The 18476-nt window shown below is 49.1% G+C and carries 17 protein-coding genes; 12 read left to right on the top strand and 5 right to left on the bottom strand.

Annotated elements, in window-relative coordinates; genetic code table 11:
• From V7P87_RS15640 to V7P87_RS15655, 4 genes are all read right to left on the bottom strand, one after another.
• Nucleotides 1-837, bottom strand: coding sequence for an enoyl-CoA hydratase-related protein (locus V7P87_RS15640; protein WP_333798268.1), 837 nt, complete (start codon nucleotides 835-837; stop codon nucleotides 1-3).
• A gap of 12 nt (nucleotides 838-849) precedes the next feature.
• Complete coding sequence (locus V7P87_RS15645; protein WP_333798269.1) at nucleotides 850-2457, bottom strand: carboxyl transferase domain-containing protein; 1608 nt, start codon at nucleotides 2455-2457, stop codon at nucleotides 850-852.
• A gap of 262 nt (nucleotides 2458-2719) precedes the next feature.
• Complete coding sequence (locus tag V7P87_RS15650) at nucleotides 2720-3889, bottom strand: isovaleryl-CoA dehydrogenase (RefSeq protein WP_333798270.1); 1170 nt, start codon at nucleotides 3887-3889, stop codon at nucleotides 2720-2722.
• Nucleotides 3889-4323, bottom strand: a complete 435-nt coding sequence (locus tag V7P87_RS15655; protein ID WP_333798271.1) for a MerR family transcriptional regulator — start codon at nucleotides 4321-4323, stop codon at nucleotides 3889-3891. Before V7P87_RS15655 ends, V7P87_RS15650 begins: the two co-directional genes overlap by 1 nt.
• A 425-nt stretch (nucleotides 4324-4748) precedes the next feature.
• Between V7P87_RS15655 and V7P87_RS15660 the strand changes: the two genes are divergently transcribed.
• From V7P87_RS15660 to V7P87_RS15690, 7 genes are all read left to right on the top strand, one after another.
• Entirely contained in the window at nucleotides 4749-5933 is a 1185-nt protein-coding gene (locus V7P87_RS15660) for an acetyl-CoA C-acyltransferase (RefSeq protein WP_333798272.1), read from the top strand.
• 235 nt (nucleotides 5934-6168) lie between these two features.
• The gene (locus tag V7P87_RS15665) at nucleotides 6169-7665 is read left to right on the top strand and encodes a CoA-acylating methylmalonate-semialdehyde dehydrogenase (protein WP_333798273.1); all 1497 of its coding nucleotides are present in this window, start codon (nucleotides 6169-6171) and stop codon (nucleotides 7663-7665) included.
• A 282-nt stretch (nucleotides 7666-7947) separates the two neighbouring features.
• Nucleotides 7948-9105 carry an acyl-CoA dehydrogenase family protein gene (locus V7P87_RS15670; protein WP_333798274.1) on the top strand — a complete coding sequence of 386 codons (1158 nt, stop codon included), beginning with the start codon at nucleotides 7948-7950 and terminating at the stop codon, nucleotides 9103-9105.
• Between the two features lie 128 nt (nucleotides 9106-9233).
• Nucleotides 9234-10007: an enoyl-CoA hydratase gene (locus V7P87_RS15675; RefSeq protein ID WP_333798275.1), complete on the top strand. Its 774-nt coding sequence runs from the start codon at nucleotides 9234-9236 to the stop codon at nucleotides 10005-10007.
• The gene (locus tag V7P87_RS15680; RefSeq protein ID WP_333798276.1) at nucleotides 10007-11158 is read left to right on the top strand and encodes an enoyl-CoA hydratase/isomerase family protein; all 1152 of its coding nucleotides are present in this window, start codon (nucleotides 10007-10009) and stop codon (nucleotides 11156-11158) included. Before V7P87_RS15675 ends, V7P87_RS15680 begins: the two co-directional genes overlap by 1 nt.
• A 204-nt stretch (nucleotides 11159-11362) precedes the next feature.
• The gene (gene mmsB, locus V7P87_RS15685; protein WP_333798277.1) at nucleotides 11363-12250 is read left to right on the top strand and encodes a 3-hydroxyisobutyrate dehydrogenase; all 888 of its coding nucleotides are present in this window, start codon (nucleotides 11363-11365) and stop codon (nucleotides 12248-12250) included.
• Between the two features lie 71 nt (nucleotides 12251-12321).
• A complete protein-coding gene (locus V7P87_RS15690) occupies nucleotides 12322-13080 on the top strand; it encodes an SDR family oxidoreductase (protein WP_333798278.1) in 759 nt (252 codons plus the stop codon).
• Between the two features lie 113 nt (nucleotides 13081-13193).
• Here V7P87_RS15690 and V7P87_RS15695 read toward each other — a convergent pair whose 3' ends face one another.
• Nucleotides 13194-14297, bottom strand: a complete 1104-nt coding sequence (locus tag V7P87_RS15695; RefSeq protein ID WP_333798279.1) for a phosphoribosylaminoimidazolesuccinocarboxamide synthase — start codon at nucleotides 14295-14297, stop codon at nucleotides 13194-13196.
• Nucleotides 14298-14434: 137 nt separating this feature from the next.
• On the opposite strand from V7P87_RS15695, the gene V7P87_RS15700 reads away from it, so the two are divergent.
• The 5 genes from V7P87_RS15700 (at nucleotide 14435) to V7P87_RS15720 (ending at nucleotide 18351) form a co-directional block, all read left to right on the top strand.
• Nucleotides 14435-15100 carry a class I SAM-dependent methyltransferase gene (locus tag V7P87_RS15700; protein WP_333798280.1) on the top strand — a complete coding sequence of 222 codons (666 nt, stop codon included), beginning with the start codon at nucleotides 14435-14437 and terminating at the stop codon, nucleotides 15098-15100.
• A 13-nt stretch (nucleotides 15101-15113) separates the two neighbouring features.
• Nucleotides 15114-16088, top strand: coding sequence for a CPBP family intramembrane glutamic endopeptidase (locus V7P87_RS15705; protein WP_333798281.1), 975 nt, complete (start codon nucleotides 15114-15116; stop codon nucleotides 16086-16088).
• Nucleotides 16089-16206: 118 nt separating this feature from the next.
• A complete protein-coding gene (locus V7P87_RS15710; protein WP_333798282.1) occupies nucleotides 16207-16647 on the top strand; it encodes a hypothetical protein in 441 nt (146 codons plus the stop codon).
• A gap of 38 nt (nucleotides 16648-16685) precedes the next feature.
• Nucleotides 16686-17237, top strand: coding sequence for an NADPH-dependent FMN reductase (locus tag V7P87_RS15715; RefSeq protein ID WP_333798283.1), 552 nt, complete (start codon nucleotides 16686-16688; stop codon nucleotides 17235-17237).
• Nucleotides 17238-17304: 67 nt separating this feature from the next.
• Complete coding sequence (locus V7P87_RS15720) at nucleotides 17305-18351, top strand: alpha/beta fold hydrolase (RefSeq protein WP_333798284.1); 1047 nt, start codon at nucleotides 17305-17307, stop codon at nucleotides 18349-18351.
• Nucleotides 18352-18476 lie beyond the last annotated feature (125 nt).

Consider the following 18476-nt stretch of genomic DNA (forward strand, 5'->3'; position numbering starts at 1 on the left):
TTAAGCCTGTCCTTTATTGTCAGTGTCTGCATGAGGCTGGGTTTGCTGCCATGCTGGTGTGCGTTTTTGTAAAAAGGCTGATAAACCTTCCTGGCCTTCGCTGGATACCCGGATGGCAGCAATACGACGACTGGTTTCGTCAATTAAAGCCTGGGTGGTTGGCTGATTGGCCACAGTAAAAATTAAGTTTTTGGCAGCTTTTACCGCTGCCGGGCTGTTAGCCAGCAGGGTTTGCACCATGGCATCCGACACATCATGCAATTCATCTTCGCTTACCAGCTGATGCAGTAAACCTAGATGCAAAGCTTCGGCGGCAAAAAAACGCTCAGCTGTTAAGAAATAACGGCGGCTGGCACGCTCGCCAATGGCGCGCACTACATAGGGGCTGATCACTGCTGGTATTAAACCAATTTTGACTTCACTTAAACAAAAGCTGGCTTTGTCACTGGCAATGGCAATATCACAACAAGCCACTAAACCTACAGCACCACCAAAAGCTGCACCTTGAACTATGGCAAGCGTTGGGGCAGGGAAGTTGTCGAGTTTTTGCATCAGCCTGGCAAGTTCACCGGCGTCCTGCAGATTTTCATCATAGTTTTTGTCGGCCATGGAGCGCATCCAGCCTAAATCGGCGCCAGCGCTAAAGTTTTTGCCGCTGGAGCGCAGCAATAACACCCGGACTTGCGGGTTTGTTGCAAACAAATCCAGCGCCTGAATAAGCTCCTGGATCATGTTATCGTCAAAAGCGTTATGCACCTCAGGGCGGTTTAACACCAGCTGCGCCACACCACGTGGGTCGATGGCAGTGCTGATGTAATTAAAATTCTGGTTTTGCATCATCAACTCCCGTTACATGCGGAACACGCCAAAGCGTGTCTCTTCAATAGGCGCATTCAGCGATGCCGCCAGCGCCAGGCCAACCACCATCCGGGTTTGCGCAGGGTCAATAATGCCATCGTCCCATAACCGGCCTGAGGCATAATAAGGATGACCTTGTTGCTCGTACTGCTCGATAATAGGTTTTTTAAGTGCAGCTTCAGCCTCCGCCGATAAAGTTTCGCCTTTGCGGGCTAAACCATCTTTGGTCACCTGCGCCATCACGCCCGCAGCCTGTTCACCACCCATCACTGAAATACGGGCGTTTGGCCACATCCACATCATGGTTGGGTCGTAAGCCCGGCCACACATACCATAGTTACCGGCGCCATAAGAGCCGCCAATTAACACGGTAAATTTTGGTACCTTGGCGCAGGAAACGGCCGTCACCATTTTGGCACCGTGTTTGGCAATACCTTCGGCTTCGTATTTTTGACCCACCATAAAACCTGTGATGTTTTGCAGGAACAGCAGCGGAATTTTGCGCTGGCAACAGAGCTCGATAAAATGCGCGCCTTTTTGCGCGGACTCGGAAAATAAAATGCCGTTATTGGCCACAATGCCCACCGGATTGCCAAAAATACGGGCAAAACCACAGACCAGCGTGGGGCCATACAGTTGTTTAAATTCATCAAAATCAGAACCATCGACAATGCGGGCGATGACTTCACGTACATCAAATGGTTTTTTCAAATCGGTGCCCACAATGCCGTATAACTCTTTGGCATCAAACAGCGGTTCCTGAGAAGGTTTGACATCCCGAAGCTGCGGTGCAGCGCGGTTTAGGCGGGCAATGCTGTTACGCGCCAGCTGCAGTGCATGTTCATCGTTTTGTGCGTAGTGGTCGGCAACACCTGAGATACGGCAATGTACATCAGCACCGCCTAAATCTTCAGCTGAGACTTCTTCGCCGGTGGCGGCTTTGACCAGTGGCGGACCGGCCAGGAATATAGTGCCTTGTTCTTTGACGATAATAGATTCATCCGCCATGGCAGGCACATAAGCGCCACCTGCAGTACAAAGGCCCATTACCACGGCAATTTGCGGAATACCTTTGGCCGACATATTGGCCTGATTAAAGAAAATCCGGCCAAAATGCAGTTTGTCCGGGAATACATCGTCCTGACGAGGCAGGTTGGCACCACCGGAATCGACCAGATAAATACAAGGCAGCTGACAACGTTCGGCAATTTCCTGGGCGCGTAAATGTTTTTTTACCGTCAGTGGATAATAAGTGCCGCCTTTGACTGTCGCGTCGTTCGCCACAATCATACATTCAACACCACTGACCCGGCCTATACCGGCGACCACACCAGCTGCTGGCACATAGTCGTCATAACACTGCCATGCGGCAAACTGGCCAATTTCTAAAAAGGGTGAGCCAGGGTCCAGCAGCTTTTGAATACGGTCACGCACAAACAACTTACCGCGGCTGGTATGACGGGCAATCAGGGCTTCACCGCCACCGAGTTTAATTTGCTGCACTTTGCTGTTGAGATCATCCACCAGAGTTTGCATCGCTTCTGCGTTTTGCAAAAACTCTGCACTTCTTGGGTTAATTTTGCTGCTTAATCTGGTCACTGAAGTCACCTTTAGAAATTATTGGAAGTCGCGCTGTGTCTGTAACTGCGCTTTTTGCTCTTACCGCGACGCAAGCAGGGGCGCAGCCCCGGAGTCGGATTAAAAACTTATTGATCAGGGCAGATGGTGTTGGGGATGTCGGCTACAAAAAAGCCGACCGTTGAGCAGCATGGATGCTGCGAAACGAGCCCCCCTGGGATGGGTTGATGGGCGTGTCGGCGTTTTGTAGGTGGCAATCCCCTTCACAAAGATTGCCGTGCAATTAATTCGACTCGTTAAACAGTTCCCGGCCTATCAGCATACGACGGATCTCCGAGGTACCGGCGCCAATTTCATAGAGCTTAGCGTCACGTAATAAACGGCCTGTCGGGTATTCGTTGATATAACCGTTACCACCCAGCAGCTGAATGGCATCCAGCGCCATTTTGGTGGCGAGTTCTGCGGTGTACAAAATTACTGCTGCGGCATCTTTACGGGTGGTTTCACCCCGGTCACAAGCTTTGGCAACTGTGTAAGCATAAGCTTTGGCGGCATTCATCTGAGTGTACATATCGGCAACTTTGCCTTGCACCAGCTGGAACTCACCGATAGCCTGACCAAATTGTTTGCGGTCATGAATATAAGGCACAACGATGTCCATACATGCTTGCATAATGCCAAGCGGACCACCCGATAACACCAGACGTTCGTAATCCAGACCCGACATCAATACCCGAACGCCTGAACCTACAGAACCCAGCACGTTTTCTTCCGGCACTTCACAGTCTTCAAATACCAGCTCGCAAGTGTTTGAACCGCGCATGCCGAGTTTGTCGAGTTTTTGTGCCTGAGAAAAACCTTTAAAACCACGTTCGACGATAAAAGCGGTAATGCCTTTAGAACCTGCGTTCACGTCGGTTTTGGCATAAATCACATAAGTGTCAGCGTCCGGGCCATTGGTGATCCACATTTTGTTGCCGTTTAAAATGTATTTATCACCGCGTTTTTCCGCACGCAGTTTCATCGAAACCACATCAGAGCCGGCGTTAGGCTCAGACATCGCCAAAGCACCAATATGCTCGCCAGAGCACAGCTTTGGCAGATATTTCATTTTTTGCGCTTCGTTGCCGTTTTTGAAAATCTGGTTTACACACAGATTCGAGTGAGCGCCATAAGACAAACCAACAGATGCCGAAGCGCGGCTGATTTCTTCCATCGCCACAATGTGGGCCAAATAACCTAAACCAGAACCACCATATTTTTCGTCAACTGTCACGCCAAGCAAACCTAAGTCGCCAAACTTACGCCATAAATCGTTTGGAAAAGCGTTGTCATGATCAATTTGGGCGGCACGTGGGGCAATTTCTTCGCGGGCAAAGGCGTTGACCTGTTCGCGGATCATATCGACCATTTCACCCAGGTCGAAGTTAAGCGATTTATAACTGCTAATCATCAAAGTTCCCCGTTTGCGGATTGGTTGTTGGTTTTGGTTTCTGTAGTTCTGGCTTCGGTCAGGGTTTCGCGGCAGCGTTTTTCCACTGTGACCAGCTCCATCAGCACTACTTTAATGTCGTCCATTTGCTGGTGCAGCTCGGCTTTTTTCTGCTCTATCAGCTTCAGCATAATGGTAAGTTGGGTGACACTGGATTTGTCAGCGTCATAAAGTTCAAACAGCTGACCGGTTTCCGACAAGCTAAAACCTAAACGTTTGCCACGTAAAATAAGCTTCAGCCGCACCCTGTCTCTTTTGCTGTAAATGCGGGTCTGGCCCTGACGTAAAGGTGTGATAAGTCCCTGATCTTCGTAAAACCGGATACTGCGGGTGGTAATATCAAACTCTTTGGCAAGTTCGCTGATGCTATAGGTTTTGTCGTCTTTTTCTGTCATTTCGGCCACCGTAAAAATCGCCGGTAACTATAAGTGAAGTTTACGTAAAGGTAAAGCTGAAGGGCTGTTGTTATCCCTTTGTAGTGATCGCTCAGCTACTTTCCCCCTGGTTGTCAGCTTCCTTAGTGCCTGGTAAGTCACTATTATTCATCAGTTGTTTACTGCAGTTAATCTTATGAATCCCCAGCTGATTTTGTGAGTTTGATACCTAAATGGCTGTGAAAGATCAGCACTGGGATTTTTGCGGATGTAAATGAAAACTGCCAAAGGCGCTGTGATTGTGTAGCAAAAGCACAACAGTAAAATGGGGCAATAACACCAAAGTCTTGGTTGGTTGACGTTGGCGTAAACGTAAATTTGGTGTAGGCTCATGCACAGTTGCAAACAGCAGGGGGAAACCCCACGAATTTCGGAGAGCAGAATCAATGACGCAGCAGAATCAAGTGGTGATAGTGGCAGCAAAACGCACTGCTATGGGTGGTTTTATCGGCGGATTGGCTGATGTCAGTGCCACTGATTTGGGTGCAACCGCCATCAGCGCTGCTTTAGCTCAGTCCGGTCTGGCTGTTGATAAAGTCAGTGAAGTGATTATGGGCTGTGTGTTACCTGCAGGGCTCGGTCAGGCGCCAGCGCGTCAGGCAGTGTTAAAAGCAGGTCTGCCGTTATCAGCAGGTGCCACCACTATTAATAAAGTCTGTGGTTCAGGTTTAAAAGCTGTGATGCTGGCTTCTGACTTATTAAAAGCCGGCAGCGCCGATGTGGTGGTGGCCGGTGGTATGGAGTCAATGTCAAATGCGCCTTACCTGCTGCCAAAAGCCCGTTCTGGGATGCGGATGGGCCATGGTGAAGTCAAAGATCACATGATGCTGGACGGTCTGGAGAACGCTTACGACGGTAAAGCCATGGGTTGTTTTGCCCAGCAGACGGCCAATGAACAGGATTTTAGCCGTGAAGCGATGGACGCTTTTGCGGTGCAGTCGCTGACCCGCGCCCAAAAAGCCATTGCTGATGGTGCTTTTGTGGCTGAAATTGCCCCTGTGACTATTCAAAGCCGTAAAGGTGAAGTGGTATTTGCCACTGACGAGCAACCTGGTAATGCCAAAGTCGATAAAATTCCAACACTGCGTCCGGCTTTTGCCAAAGACGGTACTATCACAGCTGCCAACTCCAGTTCTATTTCAGACGGCGCCGCAGCGCTGGTGCTGATGCGTGAAGGGGATGCACAAGCCCAGGGCGCAAAAGCACTGGCCCGTGTGGTCGGCCACGCTACCCATTCAATGGAACCCGCGTTGTTTACCGTCGCACCTGTTGGCGCTATGACAAAATTGCTCAGCAACTTAGGCTGGGACAAAAACGACGTGGACCTGTGGGAAATTAATGAAGCTTTTGCCATGGTCACTATGCTGGCCATCAAAGAAATGGGCCTGGACAGCAACAAAGTGAACGTCAACGGTGGCGCTTGTGCTTTAGGTCACCCCATTGGTGCCTCTGGTGCCCGTATTCTGGTCACATTAATCCACGCGTTAAAGGCCCGTGGCCTGAAACGGGGGATCGCCTCTTTATGTATTGGCGGTGGTGAAGCTGTGGCATTAGCGGTTGAAGTTGTTTAACTGTTGATCACAACAGGGGTTAGAAAAAAGGCCGTTTTGGCAGCCTGGTCGCAAAGCCAAAACACAAAGCCAACAAACTAAACCAAAACTATTAAGCCAAAAACGAAGTCTAAAAAATATAAGCAGTGGCAACTACCACGCAACAAATCCAAAGCCCGGTGCGAACAGCCCCGGGTTTTTCTGAAAATCCGGGGCAGCGCTCAGAAGGTGGCTGCTTCCAAACGGGGAAAAAGTTATGACCACTCAGGTTCAGCTGTTTATCAACGGCGAGTTTGTGCACTCAAAAAGTGAAAAATTCATCCCGGTGACTAACCCTGCCACGCAGGAAGTGATCGCTCAGGTACCATGCACCACCATGGACGAAATGGAACATGCCATTCGTTCTGCCAAAGAAGCCTTTTTAAGCTGGAAAGAAACGCCGGTATCAGAACGCGCCCGCTTAATGATGCGTTTTGCTGCACTGTTAAAAGAACATCAGGCTGATATCGCCGATATTATTTGCCGTGAACTTGGCAAAACAGTGGAAGACGCTAAAGGGGACGTCTGGCGTGGCATTGAAGTGGTCGAACAAGCTGCCAATATCCCTTCATTAATGATGGGTGAAACGGTAGAAAACGTGGCGCGCAGCATCGACACTTACAGCTACATTCAGCCACTGGGTGTGTGTGCCGGTATTACACCATTTAACTTCCCGGCCATGATCCCATTGTGGATGTTCCCTATGGCCATTGCCTGTGGCAATACTTTTGTATTAAAGCCTTCTGAACAAGATCCAATGACGGTGAACCGTATTGCTGAGCTGTTTGCAGAAGCCGGCGCGCCAAAAGGTGTGTTACAGGTAGTACATGGTGCTAAAGAGCAGGTTGACGTTTTATTGCATCATAAAGACATTAAAGCCATTTCATTTGTAGGTTCAGTGAACGTTGGTCAGTATATCTACAAAACCGGTACTGACAACTTAAAACGGGTGCAGGCTTTTGCCGGTGCCAAAAACCATATGGTGATTATGCCTGATGCCAATAAAAATCAGGTGGTGAACGCCCTGGTTGGAGCCTCAGTGGGTGCTGCCGGTCAACGTTGTATGGCGATTTCTGTGGCTGTGTTTGTTGGCGCTGCCGCTGAGTGGATCCCTGAAGTGGCGGCTGCCATCGGTAAAGTACGCCCTGGTGTTTATACCGACCCAAACGCCGCTTATGGCCCGCAAATCAGCCCGCAAGCCCGCGCCCGTGTGTTGTCTTTGATTGACCAGGGCAAGAAAGAAGGCGCGACTTGTCTGGTCGACGGCTCCACTATTGAGGTTGAAGGTTATCCAAATGGTAACTGGGTAGGTCCGACAGTGTTCTCCAACGTCACCACAGATATGGCCATTTATAAAGAAGAAATTTTTGGCCCAGTGCTCAATACCATGACAGTGAATTCACTGGATGAAGCTATTGCTTTGGTAAACGCCAGCCCATATGGCAACGGCACCGCGATTTTTACCGCCAGTGGCCATGCCGCCCGTAAATATCAACACGAAATTGAAGTAGGCCAGGTGGGCATTAATATTCCAATTCCGGTACCACTGCCGTTTTTCTCATTCACCGGCTGGAAAGGCTCGTTCTACGGTGATCAACATGCTTACGGTAAACAGGCTGTGCGTTTTTACACTGAAACTAAAACCATTACCGCCCGTTGGTTTGAAGACGATATGGCCGCAACAGGCCCGAATATGTCGATTAACCTGCGTTAATGTTGTACTGGTTGTCAGAGCCGTCCTGGCGGCTTTGACATGCGGACCCGCCGCGCGCAGTGCGCGCGGCTTTTGATTGTCTGCTTAGCCTGTGCCAATCCGCGGTTCCGGCGGCTATTTATGCACTTGACCACGGAAAAGGCACATCAAATACAAGAAAAAAGCGAACAGCCGTCCACCAGACTAAACAGAGGCTGATAAAAATCAGCAGACGATAGTGATGCTTTGCAGCAGTGAATGCCGGATGTCGCAGGCCAAACAGCATATTTGAAGGTGTACCCTATGAATTTTAATTTAACCGAAGATCAACAGGCTTTTGCCGAAACGGCCCGTCAGTTTGCGGAAACTGAACTGGCACCTTTTGCCGCTGAGTGGGACAGAACCCATCATTTTCCAAAAGATGTATTGCAAAAAGCCGGTGAACTTGGCTTTTGCTCTTTATATACCCCGGAAGACGCCGGTGGTTTAGGTTTATCACGGCTTGATTCTTCGATTATTTTTGAACAGCTCGCCATGGGCTGTACTGCCACCACGGCCATGTTAACCATTCACAATATGGCCACCTGGATGATTGCCAGCTGGGGCACTGAACAAGCTAAAAACGAGTGGTGTCCAAGTCTGGTGACAGGCGAGAAGCTGGCTTCTTATTGTTTAACCGAACCAGGTTCAGGTTCAGATGCAGCCTCACTTCGCACCAGCGCCAAAAAAGACGGCGATTTTTATGTGCTGAACGGCTCCAAAATGTTTATCTCAGGTGCAGGTTCCACCGAAGTTTTAGTGGTGATGGCGCGCACCGGTGAGCCAGGTCCCAAAGGCATTTCTGCTTTTGTGGTGCCAGCAGATGCTGCTGGTGTAATTTACGGCAAAGCTGAAGAAAAAATGGGCTGGAATGCACAACCAACCCGCTTAGTGACCTTTGACAATGTGCGTATTCCGGCGCATTACCTGTTAGGCAATGAAGGTGAAGGTTTTACTTTTGCCATGAAAGGTTTAGATGGTGGCCGTATTAATATTGCTACTTGTTCTATCGGTACTGCGCAACAGGCGCTGAATACCGCCCGCAACTATATGCTGGAGCGTGAGCAGTTTGGCAAACCGTTGGCGGCTTTTCAGGCATTACAGTTTAAACTGGCCGACATGGCAACTGAGCTGGTTGCAGCCAGACAGTTGGTACGCTTAGCAGCATTTAAGCTGGACACGGATGACGCTGAAAAAACCGCTTATTGTGCGATGGCAAAACGTTTTGCCACTGATATCGGTTTCCAGGTGTGCGATCAGGCGCTGCAAATCCATGGTGGTTATGGATATATCAAAGAATATCCGCTGGAGCGGCATTTCCGTGATGTGCGGGTGCATCAGATTTTAGAAGGCACCAACGAAATTATGCGTTTAATCATTGGTCGTCGTTTGCTTGACACTGCAGCCAGCGACATTTTATAAGCTGTGTTTTGGAAAATGCCTGTGAATTGCCGCTCAGTTTCGGCGTTAACAGGCGATGAGCTTATCAGCCAACAAAGGCGGTAGCTGCTTTGCTGCCTTTGCGCAAACAAGAATAACAAGGATAAATCATGTCACAACTGAAGCTGGAAAAACGTGGCCATACGGCGCTTATCACCATCAGCAATCCACCTGCCAATACCTGGACCCGCGAAACTTTGACGCAGCTGCGTGATGCAGTCAGATCGCTTGACCAGGATAAAAATATTTATGCTTTGGTGATCACAGGTGAAGGGCAGAAATTTTTCTCAGCAGGTGCCGATTTAAATCTGTTTGCTTCGGGTGACAAAGCTGTCGCTTCTGATATGTCACGCATTTTTGGTGAAGCTTTTGAAACCTTATCAGCCTTTCGGGGTGTATCTATTGCTGCCATTAACGGTTATGCCATGGGCGGTGGTTTAGAAGTGGCGCTGGCTTGTGATTTACGTATTGCCGAAGAGCAGGCGCAGATGGCGCTGCCGGAAGCCAAAGTAGGTTTATTGCCATGTGCCGGTGGCACCCAAAACCTGGCCTGGCTGGTCGGCGAAGGTTGGGCAAAACGAATGATTTTATGTGGTGAGCGTATCGGCGCCGCCAAAGCCCTACAAATTGGTTTGGTGGAAGAAGTGGTAGCCACAGGTCTTGCACTGGAAACAGCTTTGTTATTGGCCGACAAAGTGGCAGAGCAAAGCCCGCCCGCTGTCACAGCCTGTAAAAAACTGATCCAGCAAGGCCGTAGTGGCAGTATCACAGCAGCGCTGCCGCTTGAGCGTGAGTTGTTTGTGGGTCTGTTTGATACCAAAGATCAGGTGGAAGGGGTATCGGCCTTTTTACAAAAACGTAAAGCAAACTGGGTGAATGGCTGATGACAGAACTGATAACAACTGCTGATGCAGTAGTGCTGTTCAGCACTATTGCCGCCGACAATAGCAAGCTGATTGGTGTGGCTACACTGAACAGTGAAAAGTCACTGAATGCACTGAGTTTGCCAATGGTGGAACTGCTGCTGCCACAAATGCAGGCCTGGAAAGAGGATAACAACATTGCCATGGTATTGTTGCAAGGCGCTGGCGATAAAGCCTTCTGCGCTGGTGGTGATATCCGCGAACTATACCACAGCATGAAAAATGAACCCGGTACTTACCAGCAGTATGTGCAGGACTTTTTCACCAAAGAATACAGCCTGGATTATCTTATTCACACCTTTGATAAGCCTGTGCTGGTGTGGGGCAACGGTATAGTGATGGGCGGCGGCCTTGGTTTAATGGCCGGCGCGTCCCACCGTATTGTCACTGCTACTTCACGTATTGCGATGCCGGAAATGGCGATTGGTTTATACCCTGATGTAGGCGGCAGCTGGTTTTTAAACCGCATGCCCAAAGGTTGTGGCTTATTTTTAGGTTTAACCGGCGCTTCTATTAATGCAGCAGACGCTAAACTCATTGATTTAGCAGATCATTTTATTCCGCATGAACAAAAAGCGCAGGTGATTGAGCAGCTGAAAGCTATTCGCTGGGGCAATACAGTGGCACTGAATCATCAGAAATTATCTGATGTGCTGCACAATATTGAAGAGTTGTACCGCAATCAGCAGCCGGCCAGTCAAATCCGGTTACATCAGGCAGCCATTGCTGAACTGGACGGTCAAGCCGATTTAGCCAGTGCCATGCAAGCGATACTGGCCATCAAAGGTGAAGACAGCTGGCTGGCCAAAGCCAAAGCATCGTTGCAATACGGCAGCCCCATCACCGCCCATATTGTGTACCGTTTATTGCAGCTTGGTCAGTCAAAAATTCTGGCGGACAGTTTCCGGCTGGAGCTTGGCTTGAGTGTGCAATGTGGCAAATTGGGCGAATTTACCGAAGGGGTGCGGGCATTGTTGATTGATAAAGATCAGAAACCACAGTGGTTATATCCGGATGTGGCCGCAGTGCCGCAGGCTGTGATTGATGAATTATTCCGCTCACCCTGGCCTGACAACGAACATCCGCTGCGTGAGCTTGGAAAAGTACATTAAAGATAGGCCACAGTGATTGCAGGTTGTTTGCAGCAGCCTTGTCGCAGAACAAGGCCGCTACAACTTTACACAACTGTATGTTGGATAATGGCGCTTTTTATCATGGCATCAACACTTGGTGGTGTTATTGCCAAAACCAGACAATACCGGTTTGCAGAAGCTGCTAAAAGCAGTCCGCCGGTTCAGAGAAAACGGGGAAATATCATGGCGTTAGTTGCTTTTATTGGTTTAGGAAATATGGGTGGCCCAATGGCCATCAATTTGCTCAAAGCCGGCCACCAGGTACAGGCTTTTGATTTGTCAAAAGATGCGTTGACGCAGGTTCAGGCTGAAGGTGCCGTGGTGGCCGCTTCTGCTGTGGACGCAGTGAAAGGTGCTGAATTTATTATCTCCATGCTGCCGGCCGGTAAACATGTCGCAGGTTTATATCTGGGTGAGCAGGGAGTTGCAGGCCATATTGCCAAAAATGCTTTGGTGCTGGATTGCTCCACCATTGACGCCGCAACGGCGCGTAGTGTTGGCGCTGGTCTGGCAGCACAAGGCATTGCTTTTATTGATGCACCTGTGTCTGGTGGTGTCGGTGGTGCTAAAGCCGGTACTCTGACTTTTATTGTGGGTGGCTCGGCACAAAATTTTGAACGCGCCAAAACAGTGCTGGAAGCGATGGGCAAAAACCTGTTTCATGCCGGTGATGTGGGCGCAGGTCAGGTGGCCAAAATCTGCAATAACATGTTGTTGTCTATTTTAATGGCAGGCACCAGTGAAGCCTTACAGCTGGGCATTGATAATGGTTTGGATCCAAAAGTGTTATCCGACATTATGCTCAAAAGCTCGGGCCGCAACTGGACATTAGAGCTGTATAACCCTTGCCCTGATGTGCAGCCCAATGTGCCATCCAGCAATAACTATCAGGGGGGGTTTATGGTGGATCTAATGGCAAAAGATTTAGGTCTGGCCGCCGAATGTGCCCAGCTTAGTCAGTCGGCGACGCCTATGGGTTCGCTCGCGCGCAATTTATATGTGACCCATCAGCGTCAGGGCAATGGCAAACTGGATTTTTCCAGTATTTTCCGTCTCTTTGGTAAAAAATAAAGCAGGCTCTTCGAAGCATAAATTTTTACGGCAAGGCTTTGTATCGCAAAGCGTTTTAAGAAAGGTTAGTTATGAATTTACAAGGTAAAACCATAGTGATCACAGGCGGCGCTCAGGGCCTTGGCCTGGAGATGGCTAAAATGTGTGCCGCGCAGGGCGCTAATCTTGCACTGATCGATATGAATGAGCAGCAATTGCAAACGGCAAAAGCAGAACTGGGCTCTGCGGTCACAGTGCGCACTTATCTGGCAAACGTTGCCAGTGAAACTGAAGTGGAAGCCACTTTTGCTGCTATTGATACAGATTTTGACGGTATTGATGGCCTGATCAACAACGCCGGTATTTTGCGTGACGGTTTGTTGCTGAAATTTAAAGACGGCGAGCTGCAAAGCAAAATGTCGTTACAGCAATTTCAGTCAGTGATTGATGTAAACCTGACCGGGGTGTTTTTGTGTGGCCGTGAAGCTGCGGCCAGTATGGTCAAACGGGGCCGCAAAGGTGTGATTATTAATATGTCCAGTGTGGCGCGTGCCGGTAATATGGGCCAGACCAACTACGCAGCATCTAAAGCCGGTGTGGTTGCGATGACAGTGACCTGGGCGCGGGAGCTTGGCCGTTATGGTATTCGGGTTGGTGCTATCGCCCCTGGTGTTATTCGTACTGCCATGACAGATGCCATGAAACCAGAAGCACGCGACCGTCTGGAAAAAATGAAACCTGTTGGCCGCTTGGGTGAAGCCAGCGAAATCGCGCATACCGCCCGTTATATTTTCGAAAATGATTTTTTCACCGGCCGTGTGGTGGAAATTGACGGTGGTATTTCGATGTAATGTCAGGCTTTTGGCGGCTTGTGCTAAAACCTTAGCGGTCGCAGCTGATTTTACCGACAGATAAAAAAAGCCCGCATGTCAGCGGGCTTTTTTAGCTCTGCACAAACACAATATTAATCAATCAAACCATATTGCTGTTTCAGCACTTCGATAATTTCTGCTTTTGGATTGGCGGATAATTCAATAGTTTTGCCAATCACTTTCTCAGCGATGCCTAAATAAGTGCGCGAAATATCCATCATCACAGCTGTTGGCAATTTGTTATCGCGTGCCAAAGCTTCACGCTCCGGCATCCGGTCTTTATTCAGCAGAATATCCGGATCAGGGAAGTTGTTTAATAACCACTGGCGAAAACCTTCTTTGGACTGCTCGACAATCTGGCCTTCACGCCAGGCGGCGCCGTCCCAAATCCGTGAGCTGTCTGGTGTGCCTACTTCATCCATATAAATCAGCTTGCTGGCGCCATCAGCGCCTTTGACATAACCAAACTCAAATTTGGTATCAACAAACATCTGGTCCAGCGCTGCTAAAGCGTCACTGATCACAGCAAAACCTTGTTTTAAGAGTTTTTCGTACAGGTCGATGTCTGATGTTTGTTCAAAACCAAAAGCCTGATAATGACGTTCGATATCAGCGCGGGAAATATTGACGTCATCGGCTTCCGGCACGCCGGCAAGACCGGTCAGGATACCTTTGGTTGATGGTGTAATAAGAATTTCCGGCAGTTTTTGATCTTTTTTCAGGCCTTCAGGTAAAGTGATACCACAAAACTCACGTTCACCTTTGCTATAAGCACGCCACATAGAGCCAGTAATGTACTGACGGGCAATAGCTTCAATTTTTACCGGCCGCGCTTTTTGCACTATCCACACCAGCGGGTGCGGAATATCCAGAATATGGCTGTCGGCCAAGCCATTTTGTTTAAACAACGAGAACCAGTGATTGGAAATAGCATTGAGCGCCGCGCCCTTGCCAGGCACGCCATTTAAGCCGTTCTCACCATGCCAGATGCAGTCAAACGCAGAAATACGGTCGCTGATCACCATAATGGCCAGCGGGGTGTCGGCGGCAACCGGATAGTTTTTCTCTTTGATAAGGCGTGCGCTGTCCGCTTCGGTCAGCCAGTACACACTGCGGACTTTGCCGGAGTGTACAGGTAAATGGGTACGAATTGGCAGATCGTCGTTCACCGCCAGAACCTGGGTTGCAAGAGTCATAATCACATCTTCTGTTGCTGAAAAAAGGCGGGGCTCAGTCTAACAGAAAGCAGCCCACAACAGAATCTGGCGGTAGAGATAAAATGGCTCTGGTATCATGGGCCTTTTTTGTATTCAAAATAAGGATTTATTCTGTGATGGCTGAGGTTCTTGCACCTGCAACTTGCCCTTTGTGTCTGGGGGATGACAACAGATTTTATCACCAGGATAAAGTGCGTTGTTATTGGCATTGTGCACACTGTGCGCTGGTATTTGCCGATCCCGGCAGTCATTTAGCTGCCGATGCCGAATTGGCCATTTACCGCCAGCATGAAAATAATCCGCAGGATAGTCGTTACCGCGCTTTTTTAAATAAACTGGCAGCGCCTTTATCACAGCGTCTTGGCACTACAGGATTAACAGGGCTGGATTTTGGTTGTGGCCCCGGGCCTACCTTGTCTTTGATGCTGCAAGAAGCAGGGCAGCAGATGGCAGTGTTTGACCCTTATTTTGCCAATGAGCCCAAGGTACTGCAGCAGCAATACGATTTTGTTTGTTGTACCGAAGCAATAGAGCATTTTTATCAACCGGCCAAAGAATGGGCTTTGTGGCTGACTTTACTCAAAGCAGGCGGCTGGCTTGGTCTGATGACCAAATTGGCGCCGACTCAGGATGAATTTGCCCGCTGGCATTACAAAAATGACCCGACTCATGTGTGTTTTTTTAGCCGAGAGACATTCTTATTTTTGGCTGAGCGTGATGGATTTACCGTTGAATTTATTGGTAACGACGTGATTTTACTGCATAAAAAAGCTTTAAGTTAAGGAGTCTGGTCAAATGGATTTGTTACAACCTCAGCTGCTGATTTGGTTGTTGTTGGCTGTTGCCATAGTGTTGGTATTTGTAACGAATACTGACAGCCCGCCCCTGGTATCAGATAGAGGGCCTTTGCACCAACCAAATCCAGACCAAGCGCAGCACTACCAGATACAACAAGCTTTTTATCGCCGCTGGCTTGACGCTTTTTTTAGCCAGCAGAAAGTACGTCAGCTGGCCTGGTTTAGTTTTGCGGCGTCCGTAGTGATGGCATTGTTATTACAACGGCTGGCGCCTGCGAGTTTTGTTGCACTGCTGTTTGTTTTTACGCTGGTATTTTGGCTTAACAAGGGCAAGCAGCGCTGGCAGCAGGTGGTGCGCCATAGCCTGGTGATAGTGTTATCGCTTTTACTGAGTCTGCATCTGCTGCCGGGGTTTGAAAACTGGTTACAGCTTGAACACATTCAGCTGAGCGAACAAAGCCGGCCTTTTTCGTTGTATCTGAATCTGGATAAACCCCTGGTGTTTTTTCTGTTGTTATTGCTGCTGCCTGATTTAACCGGACGTTATCAGTTGAACTTCGGCGCAAGCGTACAACTCTTATCGATAAGTCTGCTGGCGATTGTTGTGCTGTCGCTTCTGGCGGTCGCTTTGGGTTTTGTCGCGCTGGAGTGGAAGCTCCCAGATTGGTGGTGGTTGTTTGCGCTGAACAACCTGCTGTTTACTTCTGTGGTTGAGGAAGCGTTTTTCCGGGGTTATCTGCAGCGTCTTTGCGGCGAAAAAACCGGCCCTGTGGTTGCCATCTTATTGGTGGCATTGTTATTTGGACTGGCACATCTGGCAGGTGGTGTATGGTACGCAATGTTGGCGGGGCTGGCAGGGATCTTTTACGGTTACCTGTATTGGCGAAGTGGCAGCCTTGCCGTGGCAGTTGCCGGACATTTTGCGGTGAATCTGGTGCATTTTCTGGCGTTAACTTATCCGGCGCTGCGCTAAAAATGAAACGGCAACTACCGACAAATAAGCGCAAAGTGGTTGTTGCACTTGCCTTTTTTTTCGCAGGCAGGCCATACTGCCAGTACAAAAATTACACTTTGACAGCCAAGGAGCCATAATGCCACTCGCGCTAAAAAAAATTCTGGCGTTGTTAGCAGGTCTGATGGTCAGTATCGGCACTATCGCGTTATTGGAACAATTCAGTCATTGGTTGTATCCGGTGGGTTCGCAGCCTGACTGGCAGGATCCGTCCGCTGTTGCTGCTTATATGCAATCTTTGCCGGTGGGCGCTTATTTATTGGTGTTGCTGGCCTGGTTTAGTGGTGTTGTTGTGGGTATAGCTGCAGCCACTTTGCTGGTCAAAAGAGTCAGCCGGCTTTTTGTTGTGGTGATCACTGCTATGGTGTGGCTGGCCACTCTGGCCAATGTGTATCTTATTCCGCATCCGCTTTGGGTGTCTGTCACTGCGTTGGTTTGTTTGCCGCTACTTGGGCTTCTCTGTGGCCATCTGCTGAATCGTTGTTATCCGCACCATACTGAAACTGAAATTATTGATTAATCTTCGGTGTTGCCCTTTTTTCATCATAAGGAATTGTTATGTCTGAGCTAAATATTCTGGCGATCTGCGGTAGTTTAAGAGCCAAATCACATAATCTGACTTTACTCAAATATGCCAAGGCGCATGCGCCGGCCGGCATGAACATTAGCATCGCCGATTTATCCCAGGTGCCATTTTACAATGCAGATCTGACTGATAAACCAGAAGCAGTGCAGCAGTTATTGGCGCAATGTGAAGCAGCCGATGGCTTTTTGTTTGGTTGCCCGGAATACAACTATTCACTGGCACCTGCGTTAAAAAATGCGCTGGACTGGGCGTCACGTGAACCCGATAACCGCCTGCTCGCCGGCAAAGCCGCTGCTATTATGGGCGCCGGTGGTGGCATGGGCACCTCAAGGGCACAATATCACCTGCGTCAGGTGGGAGTGTTTTTAGATTTGCATTTTGTCAATAAACCCGAAGTGTTTGCCAATGCATTTTCCGGTAGCTTTGATGCAAGCAGCGGCGCATTAACTGACGAGCGTTTACAAAAGCTGATAGTGCAACAATTGCAGGCCTTGGCTGTGCTCAGCCAAAAACTCAAAGGTTAAGCCAGTGCTGCAGAAGTTGTCTGAAATAAAAACAAAAAAAGTGGTTCGCAATCTCCTTACGGCGCTGATGCTTGGTAGTGTTGCTTTGGCAGATGCCGCTGCAGTTACAAATGCTGAGCAGAATGCCGGCCTTGCAAATCCATTTTTGCTGCTGACCGAACAGGAACTTGGAGAAAAAGACGCGGCATTAGCGGACTTTTGGCAGCAGCAGGTGGTAACAGGTTTTCTGAAAGCCGCTGATGGTACGCCACTTTTTTATGCTTATCACAATACGGTTCAGGCCAAAGCCACTGTAGTGATAGTCACAGGGCGCACTGAAGCCATCGCCAAGTATCAGGAATTGTTTTTTGAACTGGGTCGGTTGGGGTATGCCGTTCTTGGTTATGATCACCGGGGGCAGGGACAATCCGGGCGTTTATTAGCCGATACGCAAATTGGCCATGTACAGTCTTTTGCTGACTATGTGCAGGATTTGCACTTGTTGCAATCTGAGCTCAGCCCGTTATTACCCAAAGACAAAGTATTATTAGCCCATTCAATGGGCGGCGCAGTCGCCAGCAGTTATCTGGCAACTTATCCCGGGGTTTTTAAAGCAGCTGCTTTGTCAGCCCCTATGCATGCGCCCAATACGGAGCTGGTTTTTGGCGCCAAAGATGGTTGTTATCTGCAGCAAATCCTTGGCTGGACTTGCCCGGATTGTTATGCCGGTTTTGCCAGCAGTCCTTATCAGAACAGCACTTTTGCCAATAATATCTACAGCCATTCAGAAGTTCGTTACCAGCGTTTTCGGCAGTTATTTGAGCAACAACCAGGCTTGCAACTGGGCGGCCCCAGCTGGCAGTGGCTGGGGGAGGCTTGTGCTATTGCCGAGCGGATGCCAAGTATTGCCAGTCAAATCCGGGTGCCGGTAAAAATTCTGCAGGCAGGTGAGGACGTTGCTGTCAGATCTGAGGCACAACAGTTATTTTGCGAAGCTTTAGGGACTTATTGTGCCGGTGGCAGTGTTATGAAAATTGACGGTGCAAGGCATGAAATTTTATTTGAAGCCGACCGGTATCGTTTGCCGGCACTGACGGAAATTCTGCGTTTTTATCAGCAACAACTGGCGATTTAAGCAGCTGAATTTTGTGATTATCCGCAGCCACAGCTTGGTTGCAAAGCATAAAAAAAAGCCAGACTCAGGTCTAATGCCGATCAGATAAGAAAATTTCAGATCGGTTGACCGATCCAGTGGCTGAT

The sequence above is a fragment of the Rheinheimera sp. genome, assembly GCF_036782235.1.
Classification (GTDB): Bacteria; Pseudomonadota; Gammaproteobacteria; order Enterobacterales; family Alteromonadaceae; genus Pararheinheimera.